16 protein-coding genes are annotated in these 18,075 nt (G+C 61.3%); 2 read left to right on the top strand and 14 right to left on the bottom strand.

Features of this window, described 5'->3' with window-relative positions; translation table 11 throughout:
* Window positions 1-84: 84 nt before the first annotated feature.
* From ACSQ8V_RS35570 to ACSQ8V_RS35525, 10 genes are all read right to left on the bottom strand, one after another.
* The gene (locus ACSQ8V_RS35570; RefSeq protein WP_436208944.1) at window positions 85-870 is read right to left on the bottom strand and encodes a 2-keto-4-pentenoate hydratase; all 786 of its coding nucleotides are present in this window, start codon (window positions 868-870) and stop codon (window positions 85-87) included.
* A 59-nt stretch (window positions 871-929) separates the two neighbouring features.
* The gene (locus ACSQ8V_RS35565; protein WP_436208943.1) at window positions 930-1,652 is read right to left on the bottom strand and encodes an ABC transporter ATP-binding protein; all 723 of its coding nucleotides are present in this window, start codon (window positions 1,650-1,652) and stop codon (window positions 930-932) included.
* Between the two features lie 13 nt (window positions 1,653-1,665).
* Window positions 1,666-3,651, bottom strand: coding sequence for a branched-chain amino acid ABC transporter ATP-binding protein/permease (locus ACSQ8V_RS35560; RefSeq protein WP_436208942.1), 1,986 nt, complete (start codon window positions 3,649-3,651; stop codon window positions 1,666-1,668).
* Window positions 3,652-3,653: 2 nt separating this feature from the next.
* On the bottom strand, window positions 3,654-4,526 hold the full coding sequence (locus ACSQ8V_RS35555) for a branched-chain amino acid ABC transporter permease (protein ID WP_436208941.1): 873 nt from the start codon (window positions 4,524-4,526) through the stop codon (window positions 3,654-3,656).
* Window positions 4,527-4,645: 119 nt separating this feature from the next.
* Entirely contained in the window at window positions 4,646-5,827 is a 1,182-nt protein-coding gene (locus tag ACSQ8V_RS35550) for an ABC transporter substrate-binding protein (protein ID WP_436209254.1), read from the bottom strand.
* Window positions 5,828-6,130: 303 nt separating this feature from the next.
* On the bottom strand, window positions 6,131-6,880 hold the full coding sequence (locus tag ACSQ8V_RS35545) for an SDR family NAD(P)-dependent oxidoreductase (protein WP_213762694.1): 750 nt from the start codon (window positions 6,878-6,880) through the stop codon (window positions 6,131-6,133).
* A 34-nt stretch (window positions 6,881-6,914) separates the two neighbouring features.
* Complete coding sequence (locus ACSQ8V_RS35540; protein ID WP_213762695.1) at window positions 6,915-7,901, bottom strand: quinone oxidoreductase family protein; 987 nt, start codon at window positions 7,899-7,901, stop codon at window positions 6,915-6,917.
* Between the two features lie 41 nt (window positions 7,902-7,942).
* Window positions 7,943-8,734, bottom strand: coding sequence for an SDR family NAD(P)-dependent oxidoreductase (locus ACSQ8V_RS35535; protein WP_255631208.1), 792 nt, complete (start codon window positions 8,732-8,734; stop codon window positions 7,943-7,945).
* Window positions 8,735-8,768: 34 nt separating this feature from the next.
* Entirely contained in the window at window positions 8,769-10,277 is a 1,509-nt protein-coding gene (locus tag ACSQ8V_RS35530) for an aldehyde dehydrogenase (protein ID WP_436208940.1), read from the bottom strand.
* 29 nt (window positions 10,278-10,306) lie between these two features.
* On the bottom strand, window positions 10,307-11,548 hold the full coding sequence (locus tag ACSQ8V_RS35525) for a CaiB/BaiF CoA transferase family protein (protein ID WP_213762696.1): 1,242 nt from the start codon (window positions 11,546-11,548) through the stop codon (window positions 10,307-10,309).
* Window positions 11,549-11,874: 326 nt separating this feature from the next.
* On the opposite strand from ACSQ8V_RS35525, the gene ACSQ8V_RS35520 reads away from it, so the two are divergent.
* Entirely contained in the window at window positions 11,875-12,852 is a 978-nt protein-coding gene (locus tag ACSQ8V_RS35520) for a LysR family transcriptional regulator (protein WP_436208939.1), read from the top strand.
* Between the two features lie 143 nt (window positions 12,853-12,995).
* Complete coding sequence (locus ACSQ8V_RS35515; protein ID WP_436208938.1) at window positions 12,996-14,156, top strand: MaoC family dehydratase; 1,161 nt, start codon at window positions 12,996-12,998, stop codon at window positions 14,154-14,156.
* Window positions 14,157-14,197: 41 nt separating this feature from the next.
* Here the strand turns inward: ACSQ8V_RS35515 and ACSQ8V_RS35510 are convergent, their stop codons facing one another.
* From ACSQ8V_RS35510 to ACSQ8V_RS35495, 4 genes are all read right to left on the bottom strand, one after another.
* Window positions 14,198-14,986, bottom strand: coding sequence for a 3-hydroxybutyrate dehydrogenase (locus tag ACSQ8V_RS35510; protein ID WP_436208937.1), 789 nt, complete (start codon window positions 14,984-14,986; stop codon window positions 14,198-14,200).
* A gap of 47 nt (window positions 14,987-15,033) precedes the next feature.
* Window positions 15,034-15,399 carry an NIPSNAP family protein gene (locus tag ACSQ8V_RS35505; RefSeq protein WP_436208936.1) on the bottom strand — a complete coding sequence of 122 codons (366 nt, stop codon included), beginning with the start codon at window positions 15,397-15,399 and terminating at the stop codon, window positions 15,034-15,036.
* A 90-nt stretch (window positions 15,400-15,489) separates the two neighbouring features.
* The gene (locus tag ACSQ8V_RS35500) at window positions 15,490-17,142 is read right to left on the bottom strand and encodes a GMC family oxidoreductase (protein WP_436208935.1); all 1,653 of its coding nucleotides are present in this window, start codon (window positions 17,140-17,142) and stop codon (window positions 15,490-15,492) included.
* 140 nt (window positions 17,143-17,282) lie between these two features.
* The gene (locus ACSQ8V_RS35495; RefSeq protein WP_436208934.1) at window positions 17,283-18,047 is read right to left on the bottom strand and encodes an SDR family NAD(P)-dependent oxidoreductase; all 765 of its coding nucleotides are present in this window, start codon (window positions 18,045-18,047) and stop codon (window positions 17,283-17,285) included.
* Window positions 18,048-18,075 lie beyond the last annotated feature (28 nt).

Here is an 18,075-nt window from a genome sequence, read left to right as displayed (position 1 = left end):
CCTGTGAATTCGCCCTGTCTCGTGGCGGCTTGGCGTGGCCTTGCCGGCCGAACCATCCGCGGCGTTGATCATGACGCTGTGCATCTATGAAAACGACACCTCGACTGAGCCGAACGTGCCGAAGTCAACGTTCATCGTGTCGCCGGGCGCGACTGCCATGGGGGCTACGCACGCGCCCGTGGTGATGAGCTGCCCGGGTTGCAGGCCTTCGCCGATGCTGTTCAGTTCGTTGGCGAGCCACGCCATCGCGATGCGCGGGTCGCCCAGCACGTTCGCGCCGCTTCCCTCGCCCGCAAGCGAGCCGTTGCGATACGCCACGACCTTGTGCGGCACGAGATCGGTAGCGCGCCAGCCATCTGCAACCGCGGGACTGACGACAAGCCACAGCGCGCACGCGGCATCGGCGATCAACTGCTGCGCGCCGACTCGCGCAAAGTCCTCGTAACGCGAGTCGGGTACTTCGATGGCGAGGTGAAGCGTATCGACCGCGTCCATCACTTCGTCGATCTCGTACGGCCGGCCGCGCGGCGGCAACGCGGACTTCATGCGAAAGGCAAATTCCGCTTCAGCGACGTTCATCACATTCGATTTCATCGGCACCGTCAGTTCGCCGGCAATCACATGTTCGGATAAAAGCCGCGCCGCGATGGGCCCCTCCACGCCAATGTGCTCCTGCCCCGCCTTGCTCGTCGCGGCGATCTTCCACCCGGCCACGAGGCGCCCGGACAGGCGCGCGACCTCTCCCTGAACCGCGTACGCTTCGGCCCGGGTGGCGGGCCTGACTGCGTCGGGTAACGCGGCGAGCCGCGTGCGGTTGCGGGCATGCTTCAAAAGCGTGCTGGCGGCTTCCTGCAACTGATGCTGGTTCACGTCCCTCTCCTTGATCGCATTCGCATGCGTGGTTTGATCCCTGGATACTGATCCCTGCTTCAATGCATGCCGCCCAGATACGCGGCCTGCACCGCCTTGTTGTCACGCAAGGTGACAGCCGGCCCTTCTATGGCAACCTTGCCGTTCTCGAGCACATAACCGTAATCGCTCACCTGTAGCGCCGCGGCCGCAAACTGCTCTACGACCAGCATCGTCACGCCGTCCTGCTTGAGACGCTCAATGGTCCTGAACACTTCGTCCACGAGCAAGGGCGCGAGCCCCATCGACGGCTCGTCGAGCAGCACCACTTCAGGATCGAGCATGATGGCGCGCGCCATTGCAAGCATTTGCTGTTCACCACCGGACAGGGTGCCCGCCTGCTGCGCCGCCCGTTTTCTCAAGATGGGGAACAGATCCATCGCGCGCTCCAGATCGCGTTTGATGTCGCCCTTCCTGCGCTTGCCCACGAACCGCGCGAACGCGCCCAGTTCGAGGTTGTCCCTGACCGACAAGGTGGGGAAGACACGGCGGCCTTCGGGACAGTGCGCGAGCCCGAGCCGGGCGACCTTGAAAGATTCGAAATGCGTGACGTCCTGCCCGTTGAGCACGACGCTGCCCGCACGCGCGCGCAACATGCCCGAGATCACGCGCATGGTCGTTGTCTTGCCCGCGCCATTCGAACCGATCAGGCTGACCACGCGCCCCTTGCCTACTTCGAGTGAAATCCCGTGCAGCACTTCTGTGGTGCCGTATCCCGCATGGATGGAATCGATCCTGAGCATGATTGCGTGTCTCCTAAGCAGCAGTCGGGCTGGCGATGGCCGCGCCGGGCGGCGTCGCCGGTGCGCCGAGATACGCTTCGATCACGCGGCGGTCGCCGGATATATCGGCGGGCGCGCCCTCCGCAATCTTCTGGCCGAAATCAAGTACGGAAACGCGGTCGCAAATGGCCATTACCAGGTCCATGTGATGTTCGATCAGGATCACGGTAATGCCTCGTCCGCGAATCTTTTCAATCATCTGCCGCAGTTCCGGCAAGTCGGCAGGGCGCAGGCCGGCGGCGGGTTCGTCGAGGAGCAGCAACGACGGCGACGTACCGAGCGCCCGGGCTATCTCGAGCAGGCGCTGCTTGCCGTATGGAAGATTGCGCGCCTGCTCGGCCGCCAGGTCCTGCATGCCGACAAAGCCGAGCAACGCTACCGCGCGAGCACGCGCCGCCTGTTCCTCGCGGCGAAAACGCGGCGTGCCGACTATCACGTCGAGCAGATTGGAATGAAATGTCTGGTGCAGTCCGACCAGCACGTTCTCGAGCGCGCTCATCTCGCCGAACAACTGGACGTTCTGGAAGGTGCGCGCAATGCCTCTACGCGCGATTCTCGAAGGCGTCAGCCCGTTCGAGCGTTCGCCGTTGAAGTCGATATTGCCGCCGGTCGCCGCGTACACGCCGGTGAGCACGTTCATCATCGTGCTCTTGCCTGAGCCGTTCGGCCCGATCAGCCCATGCACCGTGCCTCGCATCACCTTGAGAGAGATGTCGTTCAGCGCGCGCAGGCCACCGAACTGCATCACAATGCCCGACAGGTCGAGCAGGCAATCCGCGGGAGACCCCGAGCGCGGCGCCGCGCTTCCCCACAGCTCTTCCTGCGGCACCTCGCGCGCCACGCCGCTATCCGCCGCTGCCCGCAGTGGCCTGGCCACAACCCGGCTGTGTGTCAGTACCCTGAAGTAGCCCGCTATACCCTCCGGCAGGTAATACACCACGCCCAGAATCATCAGCCCGAAGATCGTCAGGCGCTGGCTGACGATATCGCTGACGGTGAAGGCGAAGCAGACGAAAGCGGCGACCGCGACTACCGGCGCGAGCAGCGCGCGCGTGGTGGCCCGTTTGCTGCGATAGGCGTGAAGTGCGAGCACGGCGACCACGACGGCAATCACCACTGTCAAGCCGCGAAACAGACCGATATCCGACAGCAGGTTAGGCAGGATCACAATGGTCGACGCACCGATCACCGTGCCCACCCGCGAGCGTTTTCCGCCAAGCGTAACGGCGAGCAGGAACAGCGTGGACAGCTCCATGGAGAAGGTGTTCGGCGCGATGTATTCCTCGGACAATCCGTACAGTGAACCGGCCAGTCCGGCAAACGCCGCGCTGATCACGAACGCGATCACTTTGTAGCGGTAGACCGAGACACCCATGCAGTCAGCCGCGACCGGACTGCCGCGCAGCGCGAGAAACGCGCGGCCATAGTGCGAGGACATGATCCGCGACACCACCAGCATCGCGAGTACGGCAACGGCCAGCACTACGTAGTAGAAGTCCGTGGCGCTCACCAGATGGCCGAAGACGACCGGCTTGCTGATCGCGAGACCTTGCGCGCCATTGGTCAGGAAGTCCATTTCATTGAGCAGGATCTGGACGATCGTGCCGAACGCCAGCGTCACCATCGCCAGATAGGGACCGGTCAACCGCAGTGCCGGTACAGCGAGGACGACGCCGGAGAGCGCGGTAATCGCAATGGCGCAGGGAATCGCGATCCAGAAGGACAGGCCCGCCGTGGTGAGCAGGATGCCGGTGGCGTACGCGCCGATACCAAAAAGGCCCGCATGCCCGAGCGATACTTCGCCCGTATAGCCCACCACAATATCGAGTCCGAAAACCACCACGCAGTAAATGCCGATGATCACGAGCAAGTGCGTGTAATACGGGTTCTGGCTAATCAACGGGAATGCCGCGAGACCAATGAGCACAAGCCATGCTGCAAGCTTCTTCGATTGCCCCATGTTTACACCTTCTTGATTGAAGTTCTGCCGAAGAGGCCGGCGGGCTTGATCGCCAGAACCGCGAGCAGCAACAGCAGGCCGGGCACGTCCTTATAGCCGCTCGACACGTAGTAGCCTGTGAACGTTTCGGCGACGCCGAGAATCACGCCGCCGGCAATGATTCCCATGCCCGACGTCAGGCCGCCGATGATGGCGACCGCAAACGCCTTGAGTCCGAGCGTGGCCCCCATGTCCGCGCCGGCAACCGTCAGCGGGGCGATCAGGATGCCGGCAAAGGCTGCGCTCATGCACGACAGCGCATACGAGAACGTCACGACCAGGCGCGTATTGATACCCATCAGGCCCGCTGCATCGGCGTCGCTCGCGGTGGCCACCACCGCGCGGCCATAAATGGTCTTGCGGTTGAACACTTCTACCGCGGCCATCAGGGCGAGCGCGCCGGCGATCACCAGGAGTTCCATCGGCAGGATGCTCGCGCCCCAGATTGTGATGCGGGTATCCGGCAGCGGCGATGGAAACTTCAGGTCGTCGGTGCCCCAGATGTTCTCGGCCAGGTTTGTCATGATGATGCCCAGCGCGATGGTCGCCATGATCCAGCCTTCGCTTTTTGCCGCGATAGCCGCGCGTACGCTGACACGCTCGGTGATCACGCCGACAATCGCACCCATCACGAGCACGATCGGGATCATCAGCCAGTAGTTGCCGACATGCTGCAGGATCGTGAGACCCATCAACGCGCCGATGGCAAGCGCCTGCCCCTGGGCGAAATTCATGGTGCCGGACGTAGCGAACGTGAGCTGGTAACCAAACGCGGTGACCGCGTAGATCATTCCGACGGCACATCCGCTGACAATGATTTGCAGGATGACGTTCATGCCTCGTTACCTCGAAAGCTGCGACTGGAAATGACTGGCGCGGCGGTGTCCGGAGATTCGCCGCGCCAGCAGGACGCATTGCCTGCAACCTGAGTCCTGAAGAGAAGCACCTCTGCGGATCAGCGCGCGGCCTGTGCCTGGCTGTCGTCTATCTTCACGACCACGCCGTTCTTGATCTGCGCCATGACCGCCACGGACGCATCCCGGATTGCGTCATGATCGGTCTTCGAAAACGGATGGTCATAGGTCATGATCAGGCCGTCCATCTTCTCGTGCAGATCCTCGAGCGCGTCGCGCACTTTCGGACCGTCGGTCGTACCCGCCTGCTTCATGGCGGCCGCCATCAGATACGTCACGTCATAGCCCTGGGCCGCCCACACCGCGCCCGGAATGTAGTCCGTGTGATAGGCCTTCTTGTATTTCTCGACGAACTCCTTGCGGCGCGGCGACGTATTCGCCACGAAAGTCTGCGGGAAGCGCGTACCGTCCGCGTTCGCCCCGGCGAGCTGGATATAGTTAGGCATGGACAAGGTCCAGCTACCGATAATCGGCGCCTTCCATCCGAGCTTCGCCATCTCGTTCGCGATCTGCGCCAGTTCAGGTCCCTCGCCGTAGGTCAGGATGGCTTGCGCACCCGCCGATTTCGCGCGCAGCACTTGCGAGGTCATGTCGACGTCACCCTGATTCCACTTCTCGACATCGACCGGTGTGACGCCAAGCTTTGCGAGCGCTGCCGTCATGTCCTGCCGTCCAAGCTGACCGTAGTTCGACGAATCCGCGAAAATGGCGACCTGCTTGTAGTGGTCCTTCACCACGGCCTCGTTGGCGATCATTGCGGACTGGATCCGGTCTACCAGCGAAACCCGGAAAATGTAGCTCTTCGGATAGGCCGGGGTCGTGAAGACCTTGGTCACCGACGTGCCGCTCGGGCCGGGCGTCAGCAACGGAATCTGCGCGTCCTGGTAGACCTTCTGGCTCGCGAGGATCACCCCGGTCGAAATGATGCCGACGCCCGCCGCTATGTGCTCCTTGTAGACCAGTTCCTGCGCGACCTGCAAGCCGCGCGCATTATTGGCTTCGTCGTCCCGCTCGACCATCTGGAGCGGCCGCCCCAGCACGCCGCCCGCCGCGTTGATTTCATCGACCGCGAGCTTGATGCCGTTTCGCATTGAAAGGCCCATGGGCGCCGAGCCGCCGGTAAACGGCCCGGATACGCCGATCTTGATCGGGTCGGCCGCGTGCGCCGCGACGGTCAGGCTCGCTGCGAGAGCAGCGGTAAGCAAACGCAATTTTGTGTTGATCAGCATGATTTTGTCTCCTGTAACTGCATGGGTTCCAGCGGATGCGTGAGCCATCTTCTCGCCGCATTGCGCCTGATATTGGCGCCGCGGCTGATTCGAGAGCCTCTGTCTATCCCGGTTGGCGCGCTCTTTACCCCGGCCATGACGACAGGGATGCCGGCGCTTCGCCACGTCCTGTTCGATAGTCCGGCGAGACCCGGGTTTCCACGGCTTGCCAAACAAATCGTTATCCTTATTATTAAATCAACTGCCTCTATTTCAAGCTGCGTGTATCTCTTCTGAATCTCTTCTGAAATGCGAGCGTCAGTGAATGTGAAAGCCACCGTTGACGTCCAGTACGACACCCGTCACATAACCTGATAGATCGGAAGCAAGGAACAGGCAGACGTTTGCGACATCCTGCGCGGTACCGAGTCTTCCGAGCGGTGTGCTGGCGGCAACGGCTTGTTTGCCTTCCTCGGTGATCTTTCCCAGCAGCAGTTCCGTGTCGATCAACCCCGGGGCTATTGCATTGGCACGAATGCCGTCGGGGGCGAGTTCACGCGCCATTGATTTGGCGAGCGTTTGCACCGCGCCCTTCGCCGCCGCGTAGTGCGGGCCCCCCAGCACGCCGCCGCCTCGCTGCGCGGCAAGCGACCCCATGCACACGATCGCGCCGCTCTTACGCGTGCGGAAATGCGGCACGATCGCGCGCGACATATTGAAGGTGCCCCGCGCACTTACGTCCATCACGAGGTTGTAGTCGTCCATGGTGCTGTCCATGAGCCGGTTCGCCTGGCTGACGCCGGCGTTGTTCACGAGGATGTCGACTGTCCCGAACGTTTCGAGGATGTCCTTCACCACTTGCTCGCAACGCGCCGCGTCGCGCACATCGCATGCAAAGCCCCGATGCTGCTTGCCAACAGCCGTGGCCGCCGCACTGGCGGCATCCTCGTTCAGGTCGATCATGGCCACGCGCGCGCCTTGCTCGGAGAACAGCTTCGCCGTGGCAAAGCCGATTCCTTTCATGGAAGCGCAGCCCGTCACAATGGCCACCTTGTCTTTTAATAGCATTGCCTGTCTCCGGTAATGAAGAACTGCCTGGGTCCTACACCGTCAGCACGACGGAGCCGACCGTCCTGCCCGCCACAATGTCCGTATGCGCCTTGGCCGCGTCCTTCAACGGATACGCATTGCCGACCTTCACGCGCAGCGTGCCGTCCTGGATCAATCCGAACAACGCGGTGGCGCCCTCGCGAAAATCGGCGGCGTCCGCGGTGTACTGGGTCACGGTCGGTCGCGTGATGAAGAGCGAACCCTTGCTGCGCAGATGCATCAGCGAGACCGGTCCCGGATCGCCGGATGGCCAGCCAAACGACGCGATCAGGCCGAAACGGCTGGCACAATCGAGCGAACCCTCGAAGGTTTCCCGGCCGATGCTTTCATAAACGACCGCAACGCCCTTGCCGCCGGTCACCTCGCGCACCTTGTCGACGAAACTTTCCTGCGGGATCACCACCGCGTGAGGACAACCGAATTCACGCAGCACATCGGCCTTTTCCTGCGAGTTGACCGTACCGATCACCGTCGCGCCGAGATGGGTCAGCCACTGCGTCAGCATCAGGCCAACACCTCCGGCTGCCGCGTGCACGAGCACCGCATCTCCTCGTTTGATGGTGCGCAGCCGCGTCGACAAGTACCACGCCGTCAGGCCGCGAAACAATGCGCCGGCGGCAAGATCAGGCGCGAGCGTTTGATCCGGCAGGCGGAAAATACGTTCGCCCGGCACCACGCGTTCTTCGCCATAACTGCCCGCCGTGAAATACATGTAAGCGACCCGATCGCCTTGTTTCACATGCTTCACGTTCAAGCCCGTCTCCTCCACAATGCCGACGGCTGCAAAACCCAGGCCGGTCGGCAAGGTGGCAGGCATCTCGCCCGCACGGATCTGGGTATCGATGTAATCCACGCCGATCGCTTCATGGCGCACGCGCACTTCATCGGCTCCCACTGCCTGCGCCGGTTCCTGAACCCAGCGCATGACATCGGGCGCACCGGTTTGCTCGACGACGAATCGTCCGTATGTTCTGCTCATTCATGCACTCCAGACGGTATGACTACGGTTTAACGGGTTGCTTATTGAGCGGTCCAGCCGCCATCCACCAGCAGCGACGCGCCCGTGACCATCGCTGCGGCGGGCGATGCGAGATAGACTGCCGCCGCCGCGATATCGCGTACGTCCGCCATGTGCCCCAGCGGAATTTTCGACACCAGGAACTCACGTTTCTCCGGCGTATCCACGATGCTGCGCACCAACGCCGTATCGACAAAGGTCGGCCCGATGCTGTTGACGCGAATGCGCTGCGGTGCAAGCTCGATCGCCATGGCTTTGGTCAAGCCTTCCACCGCGTGCTTCGTCATGCAGTAGGCCGTGCGGTTGGGCGAGCCTATATGTCCCATCTGCGAAGAGATATTGATGACAGCGCCACCCCGAACGCTTCGCCCTTCATCGCGCAACATGCGCCGCACCGCGGCCTGAGCGACAACGAAGTACGCCTTCACATTCAGGTCGAGGACCACGTCGAGGTGGTCGTCGGTGACATCGACAAACGGCTCCGGAATGTTGGTACCTGCGTTATTCACGAGGATGTCCAGGGCAGGCAGTGCATCGATCACCGCGCGGATCGCGGCGGAGTCGGTGACGTCGCAGACGTGTACATGGGCGCGGCCGCCGCGGCTCGCGATCTGCGCGGCGACTTCTTCGAGTTGGCCGCGCGTGCGCGCCACCAGTACGACTTCGGCACCGGCATCGGCGAGCGCCTGCGCAATTGCCGCGCCAATGCCGCGCCCCGCACCGGTCACGAGCGCGACACGCTGGTCGATCCTGAACTGCTGCATGGTCGGGTTTTCGGCTGGTCGAGTTGTCATGAAAATCTCTGCTGAGTAGAAGAATGATCAGGCTTTATCGGATCACGAAGGGATCGGGTGTTTCCTTGGCAGTGCTGATCCATACGCTCTTCGTCTGCAGGTATTCGCGGATTGCGTCCATGCCGTTTTCACGGCCGATGCCAGAACGCTTGTAGCCGCCGAATGGCGACATGTAGCTGACCGCGCGGTACATGTTCACCCACACCATGCCGACCTTCAGCCGCTTGGGAAATTCGAGTGCACGGCGCAGGTCCGAGGTCCAGACACCAGCGGCAAGTCCGTAAAGACTGTCGTTGGCGATTGCCGCGGCCTCGTCGTCATCCTTGAAACGAATGCAGCTGAGTACCGGCCCGAATACCTCTTCCTGCGCGATGCGCATGTCGTTGCGCACCTCCGAGAAAATGGTCGGTTCAACGAAGAGTCCCGCACCGCATTCCGGGCGCGTGGACGCATTGCCGCCCAGCCGGCATTGAGCGCCCTCGCTGCGGGCAATATCGATGTATTCCAGGATCTTCTTGTATTGCGGCGGAGTGGTGACCGGCCCCACCTGTGTCGCACGATCCGACGGATCGCCCATGCGCGCGCTGCTGGCAAATGCAACAAGCCGCTCGACGAATTCGTCGTAGATGCTGTCGTGCACCAGCAAGCGCGAACCCGCCACACAGGTCTGGCCCGTGGCCGCGAATATGCCCGAGATGGCGCCCTTCACGGCGTCGTCGAGATTCGCATCTGCGAAGACAATGTTCGCCGACTTGCCGCCCAGTTCCAGCGTGACATGCTTGAAGTCCCGGGCCGCCGCTTCGTAGATCTTCTGGCCGCCGAACTCGCTGCCGGTGAAAGCGATCTTCGCCACTTTCCTATGCTCGACGAGCGGCGCCCCGACTTCCGCGCCGTAGCCTGTCACCACGTTGAGCACGCCCGGGGGAAAGCCGGCTTCTTCAAAGAGCTTCGCCATTTCAAGCGCCGACGCCGACGTGTACTCGGACGGCTTCAGAACGAAGGTATTGCCTGCCGCGAGGCCCGGTGCAAGTTTGTTGACCGCCAGCAGCAGCGGAGAATTCCAGGCCGTGATCGCCACGCACACGCCAAGCGGTTCGTGCGACGTGTAGTTGAATGTGTCGGACTTGTCGATCGGCAGAACAGCACCTTCTATCTTGTCGGCCAGGCCGCCGAAGTAGCGGAAGTATTCGGGCAGATAGCCGGTTTGCGCCCGCATCTCCGTGATCAGTTTGCCGTTGTCGCGTACTTCGATCCGCGCCAGCTTGTCGGCGTCTCGCGCAATGAGATCCGCCAGCCGATGCAGCAGCAAGCCGCGCGCACTCGCTTTCATGGCCGGCCACGCCCCTGAATTGAATGCCTCGTCGGCCGCTTCCACCGCCCGCTGCGCGTCAACCTTGCCGCCGCGTGGCAGCGTGGCCCAGGCTTGCATCGTGTAGGGATCGACCGTGTCGAAGGTCTCGCCGCTTGCTGCATCCACCCACTCTCCACCGATATACATCCGGTAACGCTCGAGTCCCGCCACTGCTGTTGTTGTCATGGTCATGCTCGCTACTCCTGACTGGAAGGCCATTGTCAGATCACGCCCAGATCGGTCAGCACCTGCAAATCTTCATCGGTCAGATTGAGGTACTTTGCATAGATCTCGGCGTTGTCTGCGCCCAGTGCACGACCGGCGTGCCTGAACGTGGCCGGGGTTTCGGACATCCGCGGTACGGCGGCGGGCACGGTCAGCGGACCCACGCGCGGATCGTCTACCTTCAGCAGATTGCCGCGCGCCGCATACTGCGGATCCTCGAATATCTCGCGAATCGAGTAAATCTGCGCGCACGGCACGCCGCCTCCACGTGTCCTGTCGATCACTTCTTGCAACGTGCATCCCGCCATCCACTCGGCGACAAGCGCATTGACCCGGTCGCGATTCGCCACGCGGATAACGCTTGTCCTGAGCTCTTCGTACAGTTCAGGACGGCCCATGACGACGGTCAACCGCTCGAACATCTTGTCGTTGGTACAGGCAAGGGCAACCCATTCTCCCGTGCCCGTCTGATAGTGGCTATGCGGTACGACGTTGACCGTGTCCGCCCCCATGCGACCGCGCACGGAACCGTATTTGGCGAACGCAGGCGCGATCTCGTCGAGCAGGCGGAACACCGATTCATACAGACCGATATCGATGAATTGCCCCCTGCCGCTCTGGTCGCGGGCACGCAACGCGGTCAGCACGCCGATGGCGCCCCACATGCCCGAGATATAGTCGGCCATTGAGGTCGAACCGGGGACGACTGGCGGTCCGTCGGACTCTCCGGCGAGATAGGAAAGTCCCGCGAATGCGTGAGCAATGCGCGCAAAACCCGGCTCTTCCCGTTTCGGGCCCGTCTGTCCATACGCACTGATGCGCAGCATGATCAGGCCGGGATTGATTTCGCGTAGTGCCTCGAAGCCGAGTCCCCAGCGTTCCAGTGTTCCAGGACGAAAATTCTCAAGCACGATATCCGACTGCGCGACGAGCTTGCGGAATACATCGGCACCTTCGGGCTTACGAAGATCGAGTGTGATGGTCTTCTTGTTCCTCGACTCGCTCAACCATACGAGGCTGTCGCCGCATTCGGTGATGGTGCCGAACTGACGCAGCGCGTCCCCCGTCTTCGGCTGTTCGATCTTGATGACCTCAGCACCGAAATCCGCAAGAATGGTGCCGCAAAAAGGAGCCGCAACGAAGGTCGCTATGTCCAGGACCTTGAGGTCGCGAAGCGCTGCCGGCGCGCTGGTGCGATCGTCCACGGGATGCGCTGCTGCTGACTTGTCCAATGCCATCGTTTGTCCTTGTCCTTTAACGGTTCGAAGACTTGCCACTCCAATGGACACAGACTTTACGACCGGGATTTGGGCCCGACAAACGCATTTATCTTCATTATTATGCGTTCCAACCGCATAATGAAATGGCTTTCCCAAGGAGCTCGAATGCGTTTCAAACCCAGACTGCAAGCGGCTTCCCGAGAGATTAAGAAGCGTGCCTGATGTAACATTCGGCTTTCAGTGATCCAAAGCAAACGGGTGGCGCAAGCCGTTGGCGTGCGAGGAATAAGGGTAAATCTGTAGTGTGCGCAGAGGCCCACACTTTCTGGGCAATCGCGCTTATTATGCGGTTTTCCCGACCCTCCCTCCGGTGTCGAATGAAGCCCTCCATCAAGCCGCTCAAGAACATCAACCTGAAACTGCTGCAGACTTTTATCCTGGTCGGCGAGCATGGCAGCTTTCGTATCGCAGCGGAAAAATCCTTCAAGTCACAGTCCGCAATCAGCTCTCAGATCCGACAACTGGAACTTCAGCTCGGTGTCGACCTGTTTCACCGGACGACGCGCAGCGTGCGTCTGACCGACGAAGGCGAGGAATTGCTGCAGTGCGCACAACGGGCGCTGCTGGAAGTCGATTCGGGCTTGCGCAAGATTCAGGAACTCGCCGACATCCGGCGCGGACGTGTATCGCTTTCGTGTTCACCTACCATCGCCGAAACGCGCCTTGCCCTGGTGCTCGCCGAGTTCGAGCGGGAGTATCCGGGGGTCGATATCTTTGTGCGCGAGCTGACCTCGGAAGCGCTCTTTGACAGCGTCCGCAAGCGGGAGGTCGACTTCGGCATCGGCCCCGTTGTAAATGTTCCTGAATTTCATTTCGAGCCCGTGCTGACCGACGCGTTCTATGCGCTCGTACCTAAACGCTTCATCACGACGAGCCGCAAAACCATCGACCTCGCCACGCTCACCAACATGCCGCTGCTGGTGCTCAACCGTGCCACGGCCTTACGCTCGATGCTCGAAGAGATCATGTCCGAGCGCCATCTTTCGTTCACCACCCGTTATCAGTTCACGCAGGCGCAGACCCTGATTTCGATGGCCAATGCGGGCCTCGGCGCCGCGATCCTGCCGGAGATCGCACTGCCTGCCGAACTTGATCCCACCACCTATGTGCTGCGCATCGTCAACCCGCCGCTAGCGCGGCAGATCGCTGTCATCACCACGCGCGGCCGAAGCTTGTCGCCCGCTTCAGAGCGGCTCGTTCAACTGCTCAAGCAACTGATTGGCGGCCCGGTCACGGCAAAGCCGGCTTATGCACTGGATTGAATCTGATGGGGATTAAGCGGATAAACCGCATAATCAACGCAATAACCTCGTTTGTCCGCAGGCTGCTCTCAGCTTAAAGTCACCCGACACGATTCGGCTCGCATCCGGCGGGTACGCGACTTTCATAAGCGAGGAACGGCACCATGGCAGGCAAGGAACGCCGCGGCAATTTCTTCGAAGACTTCCATCTTGACCAAGTCATCCGGCATGGCACGCCGCGCACCATCACCGAGGGTGACGCGTCCATATACATCGCGCTCACAGGCAGCCGCGCCATCACGCACTCATCGGCAACGGCCGCGCAAAAGCTCGGTTTCACCAGCCGTCCTATCGACGACCTGCTCGTGTTCAACATCGCTTTCGGCAAAACCGTTCCCGACATTTCGATGAACGCAATCGCGAACCTGGGTTATGCGGAAACACGTTTTTTGTGCCCGGTGTATGCCGGCAATACGCTCCACTGCGAGAGCGTGGTGATCGGTTTGAAAGAGAATGCGAGCGGCAAGAGCGGGGTGGTGTATGTCCGCTCCACTGCATACCGCGAGGACGATCATCCGGTCATAAGCTGGGTGCGATGGGTGATGGTGCATAAGCGGGTGCACAAGGGGTTGCACCCGGAAACTCGCTCAACCACCGACGGCACGTCGCGTAAGCCGACCCGCGAGACATCTGCAAAAGAGCGTCACGTACCGACGCTGTCGGCATTTGTTCCCACTGACAAGCTGCTGCCGCATGCGCGCCTGCGCTCAAGCGAGGCGCTGCAGGAACTCGGCGAGACGACCGGGTCTCTCGACTTCTGGGAGGACTACGCGGTAGGCGAACGTATCAATCATCCGTTGGGTGCGACCGTCGAGGAGGCGGAGCACATGCTTGCCACGCGACTGTATCAGAACAATGCACGCCCTCACTTCGACGCCCTGGCCATGACGGACACACGCATGGGTCGCCGGCTGGTCTATGGCGGCCACGTCATCTCCGTTTGCCGCGCGCTCGCTTACGACGGGCTCGAAAACGTACTGTCCATTCTCGCGATCAACGCCGGCACCCACGTCGCGGCGACCGTCGCCGGCGATACGTTGTACGCCTATTCTGAAGTCATCGACAAATGGAAGCTGCCCGGACGCACCGACGTTGCTGCGCTTCGCCTGCGCCTGATCGGTCTGAAGAACACAACGCCTTCGAGCGTCGAGCGAGCGCTTCTGGAAGTCGACGGCGTGCCGGTTTATCACCCCAGCGTGGTCCTGGATCTGGACTACACCGTGCTGCTGCCACGCGGGCAAGCTGCGCGCGCACGCCATCTTTGAGACATCGCCCCGGTCAACGGCCTGGGACGATGTGCCTGGCTTTACTGCACCGTCCATCCACCATCCACCGGCATGGCTGCGCCTCGAATCTGCCCCGCTGCTTCGGAGCACAGGAACACGACCAACGCGCCAATTTGCGCAGCCGTCTGGAATTGGCCTGTGGGAATCTTCTCCGCGATCATGAGCTCCTGCGCCCGTTCCTTCGATATCCCGTCGCGCTCGGCCCAGTCGTCGATTTGTTTCTGCACCAGCGGCGTCAGGATCATGCCGGGACAGATTGCATTACACGTGATGCCGGTTCGCGCGGTCTCGAGCGCCACCACTTTTGTCAGCCCGATCACGCCATGTTTTGCCGCTGCATACGCAGACTTCGTCACTGACGCCACCAGCGCATGCGCCGATGCAATATTCACTATGCGGCCCCAGTTGCGCGCTTTCATCTGCGGCAGTACGGCCTTGATCGAATGAAAATTCGACGATAGATTGGTCGCGAGAATGGCGTCCCACTTCTCGTCGGGAAAGTCGTCGACAGGCGCCGTGAACTGGATGCCCGCATTGTTCACCAGGATATCCACCTGTCCCAGTTCACGCGTGCATTGCGCAATCAGTTCGCGGACCTCCGCGGGCTTGGCCATATTGGCCGCGCTATAAGCGACACGGCAACCAAACTCCGCGGCGAGGGCTACGCGTTGAGACTCGACGTCGCGGGCGTCGCCAAAGCCGTTGAGCATGACATCGGCACCGGCTTGAGCCAGGCATCGCGCGATGCCCAGACCAATTCCACTGGTCGAGCCCGTCACGATTGCAACCTTGTTTTTCAGCGTATTCATAAGGAGTATGGAGTAAAAACGTGAGCGGGCAGTCGCGCTTGCGCCATTCAGGCAGCCTGCGTGTTGATCCTCTTCTTGCCTGCGTCGATGATCGTCTGCAACCTGCCCTCGAAGAACGGTGCGGGACGCAGCATGCGTGATTCCTGATGCAGGATCAAAGGCATCAGTTTCTTCAGATAGTCCCGCCAGTCAGGGTCGGCGACCATCTGGGCGCGCAGCGCCACCCGCTGGTTGATGTCGTCGAATGCCCACAAGTGCACGATCAGGTTCAACGTGCCGATATCCGATGAGTAATACCCCACCATGGCGGGAAGATGGCGCGCCTGGATTGCCATGCCCTCTTCCTCGTAAAGCTTCAGGAAATCAGGCGTTTTCCCCGGGATGATCGTATAGATTCTTTCCTCGACAAACATGATTTACATCTCCTATAGGTAGTACTAAGCATATTTAAATCGATCGAATAAATACTTTGATGGTGTGGCTTTCAGAACGCCCGGCTAAGCTCAGGCATGCTCGGACACGTTAACGCGAATCTCGGACGGACCGCGCCGCCCGTCTTCCAGAATCATTTGCGACGCCTTTTCCGCAATCATGATGGTGGGCGCGTTGGTGTTGCCGGACGTGATGCTGGGCATGATCGAGGCGTCGACCACGCGGAGGTTGTCAATGCCATGCACGCGCAAGCGGTCGTCCACCACGGCCATGGGGTCGCTTCCCATCTTGCAGCTTCCGACCGGGTGGTACATGGGCTGCGCATTGGCACGCAGATACGCCATCAGCTGCTCATCCGAACTGACGCCGGGACCTGGCACCGTCTCCCTCACGACATGACTGGAAAACGGCTCGGCTGCAAATACCTTGCGCATCCACCGCACGCCGGCCATCAGGACCCGGCAATCGGTCTGCGCCGTCAGGTAGTTGAACAATATTTGCGGCGGCGCCATCGGGTCCGGCGAATCGAGCCAGAGACGCCCGCGCGATTCCGGCCTGCTCTGACTGCACGACGCCGTGACCGCAGGTATGTTCTCGGCCGAAATCGTGCCGTCCTTGCGCACGAGAATGCTGAAAGGGCGAAACTGCATCTGCAGGTCAGGACGGCCCTGGCGAGCGTCCGAGCGAAGATACGCGCCGACCTGCGCTGCAGCGCTTGTCAATAAGCCTTGACGCGTCGCCATGTAGTGCAGCACGTGGGGCAGGAGCCGCAGGTTCGACGAGATTTTCCGGTTGATTGAAAACTCAGGCGACACCTGCGCGAGGTAATGCACATAGGTGTGGTCATGAAGGTTTTCACCCACACCGGGCAGGTCGTGCACAACGTTGATACCCAGCGAACGCAAGTGCTCGGCCGGTCCGATGCCGGAGAGCATGAGAAGCTGAGGCGAGTTGATCGCTCCGCCCGACAAAATGACTTCGCGTGCGCTCGCTTCCCTGACGGCGCCATCGGCCATGAAGCGGACCCCGGTCGCGCGGCGTCCCTCGGTAAGCACACACTGCACGCGTGCGTTCACGCAGATCTCAAGATTAGGGCGCTTCTTGACCGGATTGAGGAACGCGGTGGCTGCGGATTCACGCACGCCCGAGCGAAGGTTCAATTGCAGATAACCGATACCTTCGTGCGTCGCGCCACTGAAGTCGCGATTCAGCTCAATGCCGATCCGTTGCCCGGATTCCACGAACGCCCGCGACGCCGCATGCGGCGATTTCAGGTTTTCCACGCTCAGCTCGCCGGTGCTGCCGTGAAAAGCACTGCTGCCGCCTTCGTAACTTTCGCTTTTCTTGTAGAGCGGCAGCACGTCGGACCAGCCCCAGCCGCGATTGCCCAGATCGCGCCAGTGGTCGTAGTCGTCCGGGTGGCCACGCATGTAGACAAGGCCGTTGATGGAGCTTGAACCGCCGAGTGTTTTGCCGCGTGGGCAAGCAAGCACGCGATTATTAAGGCCCGGTTCCTTGCAGGTGGAATATCGCCAGTTCACCTTCGGGTCGGAGATCAGTCGCGTCATGCCGGCGGGAATCCGTATCCATAATTTGTCGTCGGCGGGACCTGCCTCCAGCAGCAGCACGCGGGTAGCGGGATCGGCGGATAACCGGTTCGCCAGCACACATCCCGCAGACCCCGCACCGACAACGATGTAATCGTATTGTGTAGTCGTAGCCATCTCGCCTGCCGCGCCCCTTCTTTATCGATCAAACAGAATGTTCACCCGAATGTCCGTACTTTACGCACGGACACGTGCGCCTACTATCGCATTAGTCTTGACGATTCTTCGGCTTAGCCGATCAATCGTGCAGCATGGATTCATTGCGCGGTCCAGCCTCCATCGGTCAAAAGACACGTGCCGGTGATCATCGCGGCGGCCGGCGACGCCAGATAAATTGCTGCGCTCGCCACGTCTTCCACGCAGCCCAGACGCCCGAGCGGTATGCGCGAGACAAGCGCCGCATGCTTCTCGCGCGTGCCCACGATACGGCGTATCAAAGGGGTATCGATAAAGGTCGGTGCAATGCTGTTGACGCGGATGTTGCAGTGCGCAAGCTCGACGGCCATGGCTTTCGTCAAGCCTTCGACCGCATGCTTGGTCATACAGTAAGCGCTGCGCTCGGGCGCGCCGACATGCCCCATCTGCGACGAGATATTGATGACGCTGCGTCCTGCGGAGCGGGTCGAGTCGCTCTCCAGCATCTTTCTGACCGCCGCCTGGGCAACGACGAAATACGAGCGTACGTTCAGCGTGAGCATGGTCTCGAGGTTGTCCGCGGAGGCATCGACGAAGGGCCCCGGAAAATTGGTACCAGCGTTGTTGACCGCGATATCGAGCGCCGGCAGGCCGCCGATCAATGCGCGCATCGCCTGGCTGCTGGTGACGTCGCATGGCGCCACGACCATGCGCCCCGATCCAGCCTTGCGTGCCTGTTCAGCGACGTATTCGAGCTTCGAGCGTGTCCGCGCCACGAGTATCACGTCCGCGCCCGCACCCGCGAACGCCACTGCAATCGCGGCGCCTATCCCCTCGCCCGCGCCCGTCACGAGCGCCACTTTGCCGTCCAGCCGAAATTGCTGCATGTAGTCCTCGCAGTGGTCCAGACGTTTT

Origin of the sequence: Caballeronia sp. LjRoot31, from assembly GCF_964253885.1 — a bacterium.
Taxonomy (GTDB): domain Bacteria; phylum Pseudomonadota; class Gammaproteobacteria; order Burkholderiales; family Burkholderiaceae; genus Caballeronia.
This window is presented reverse-complemented; position numbering and strand designations above follow the sequence as displayed.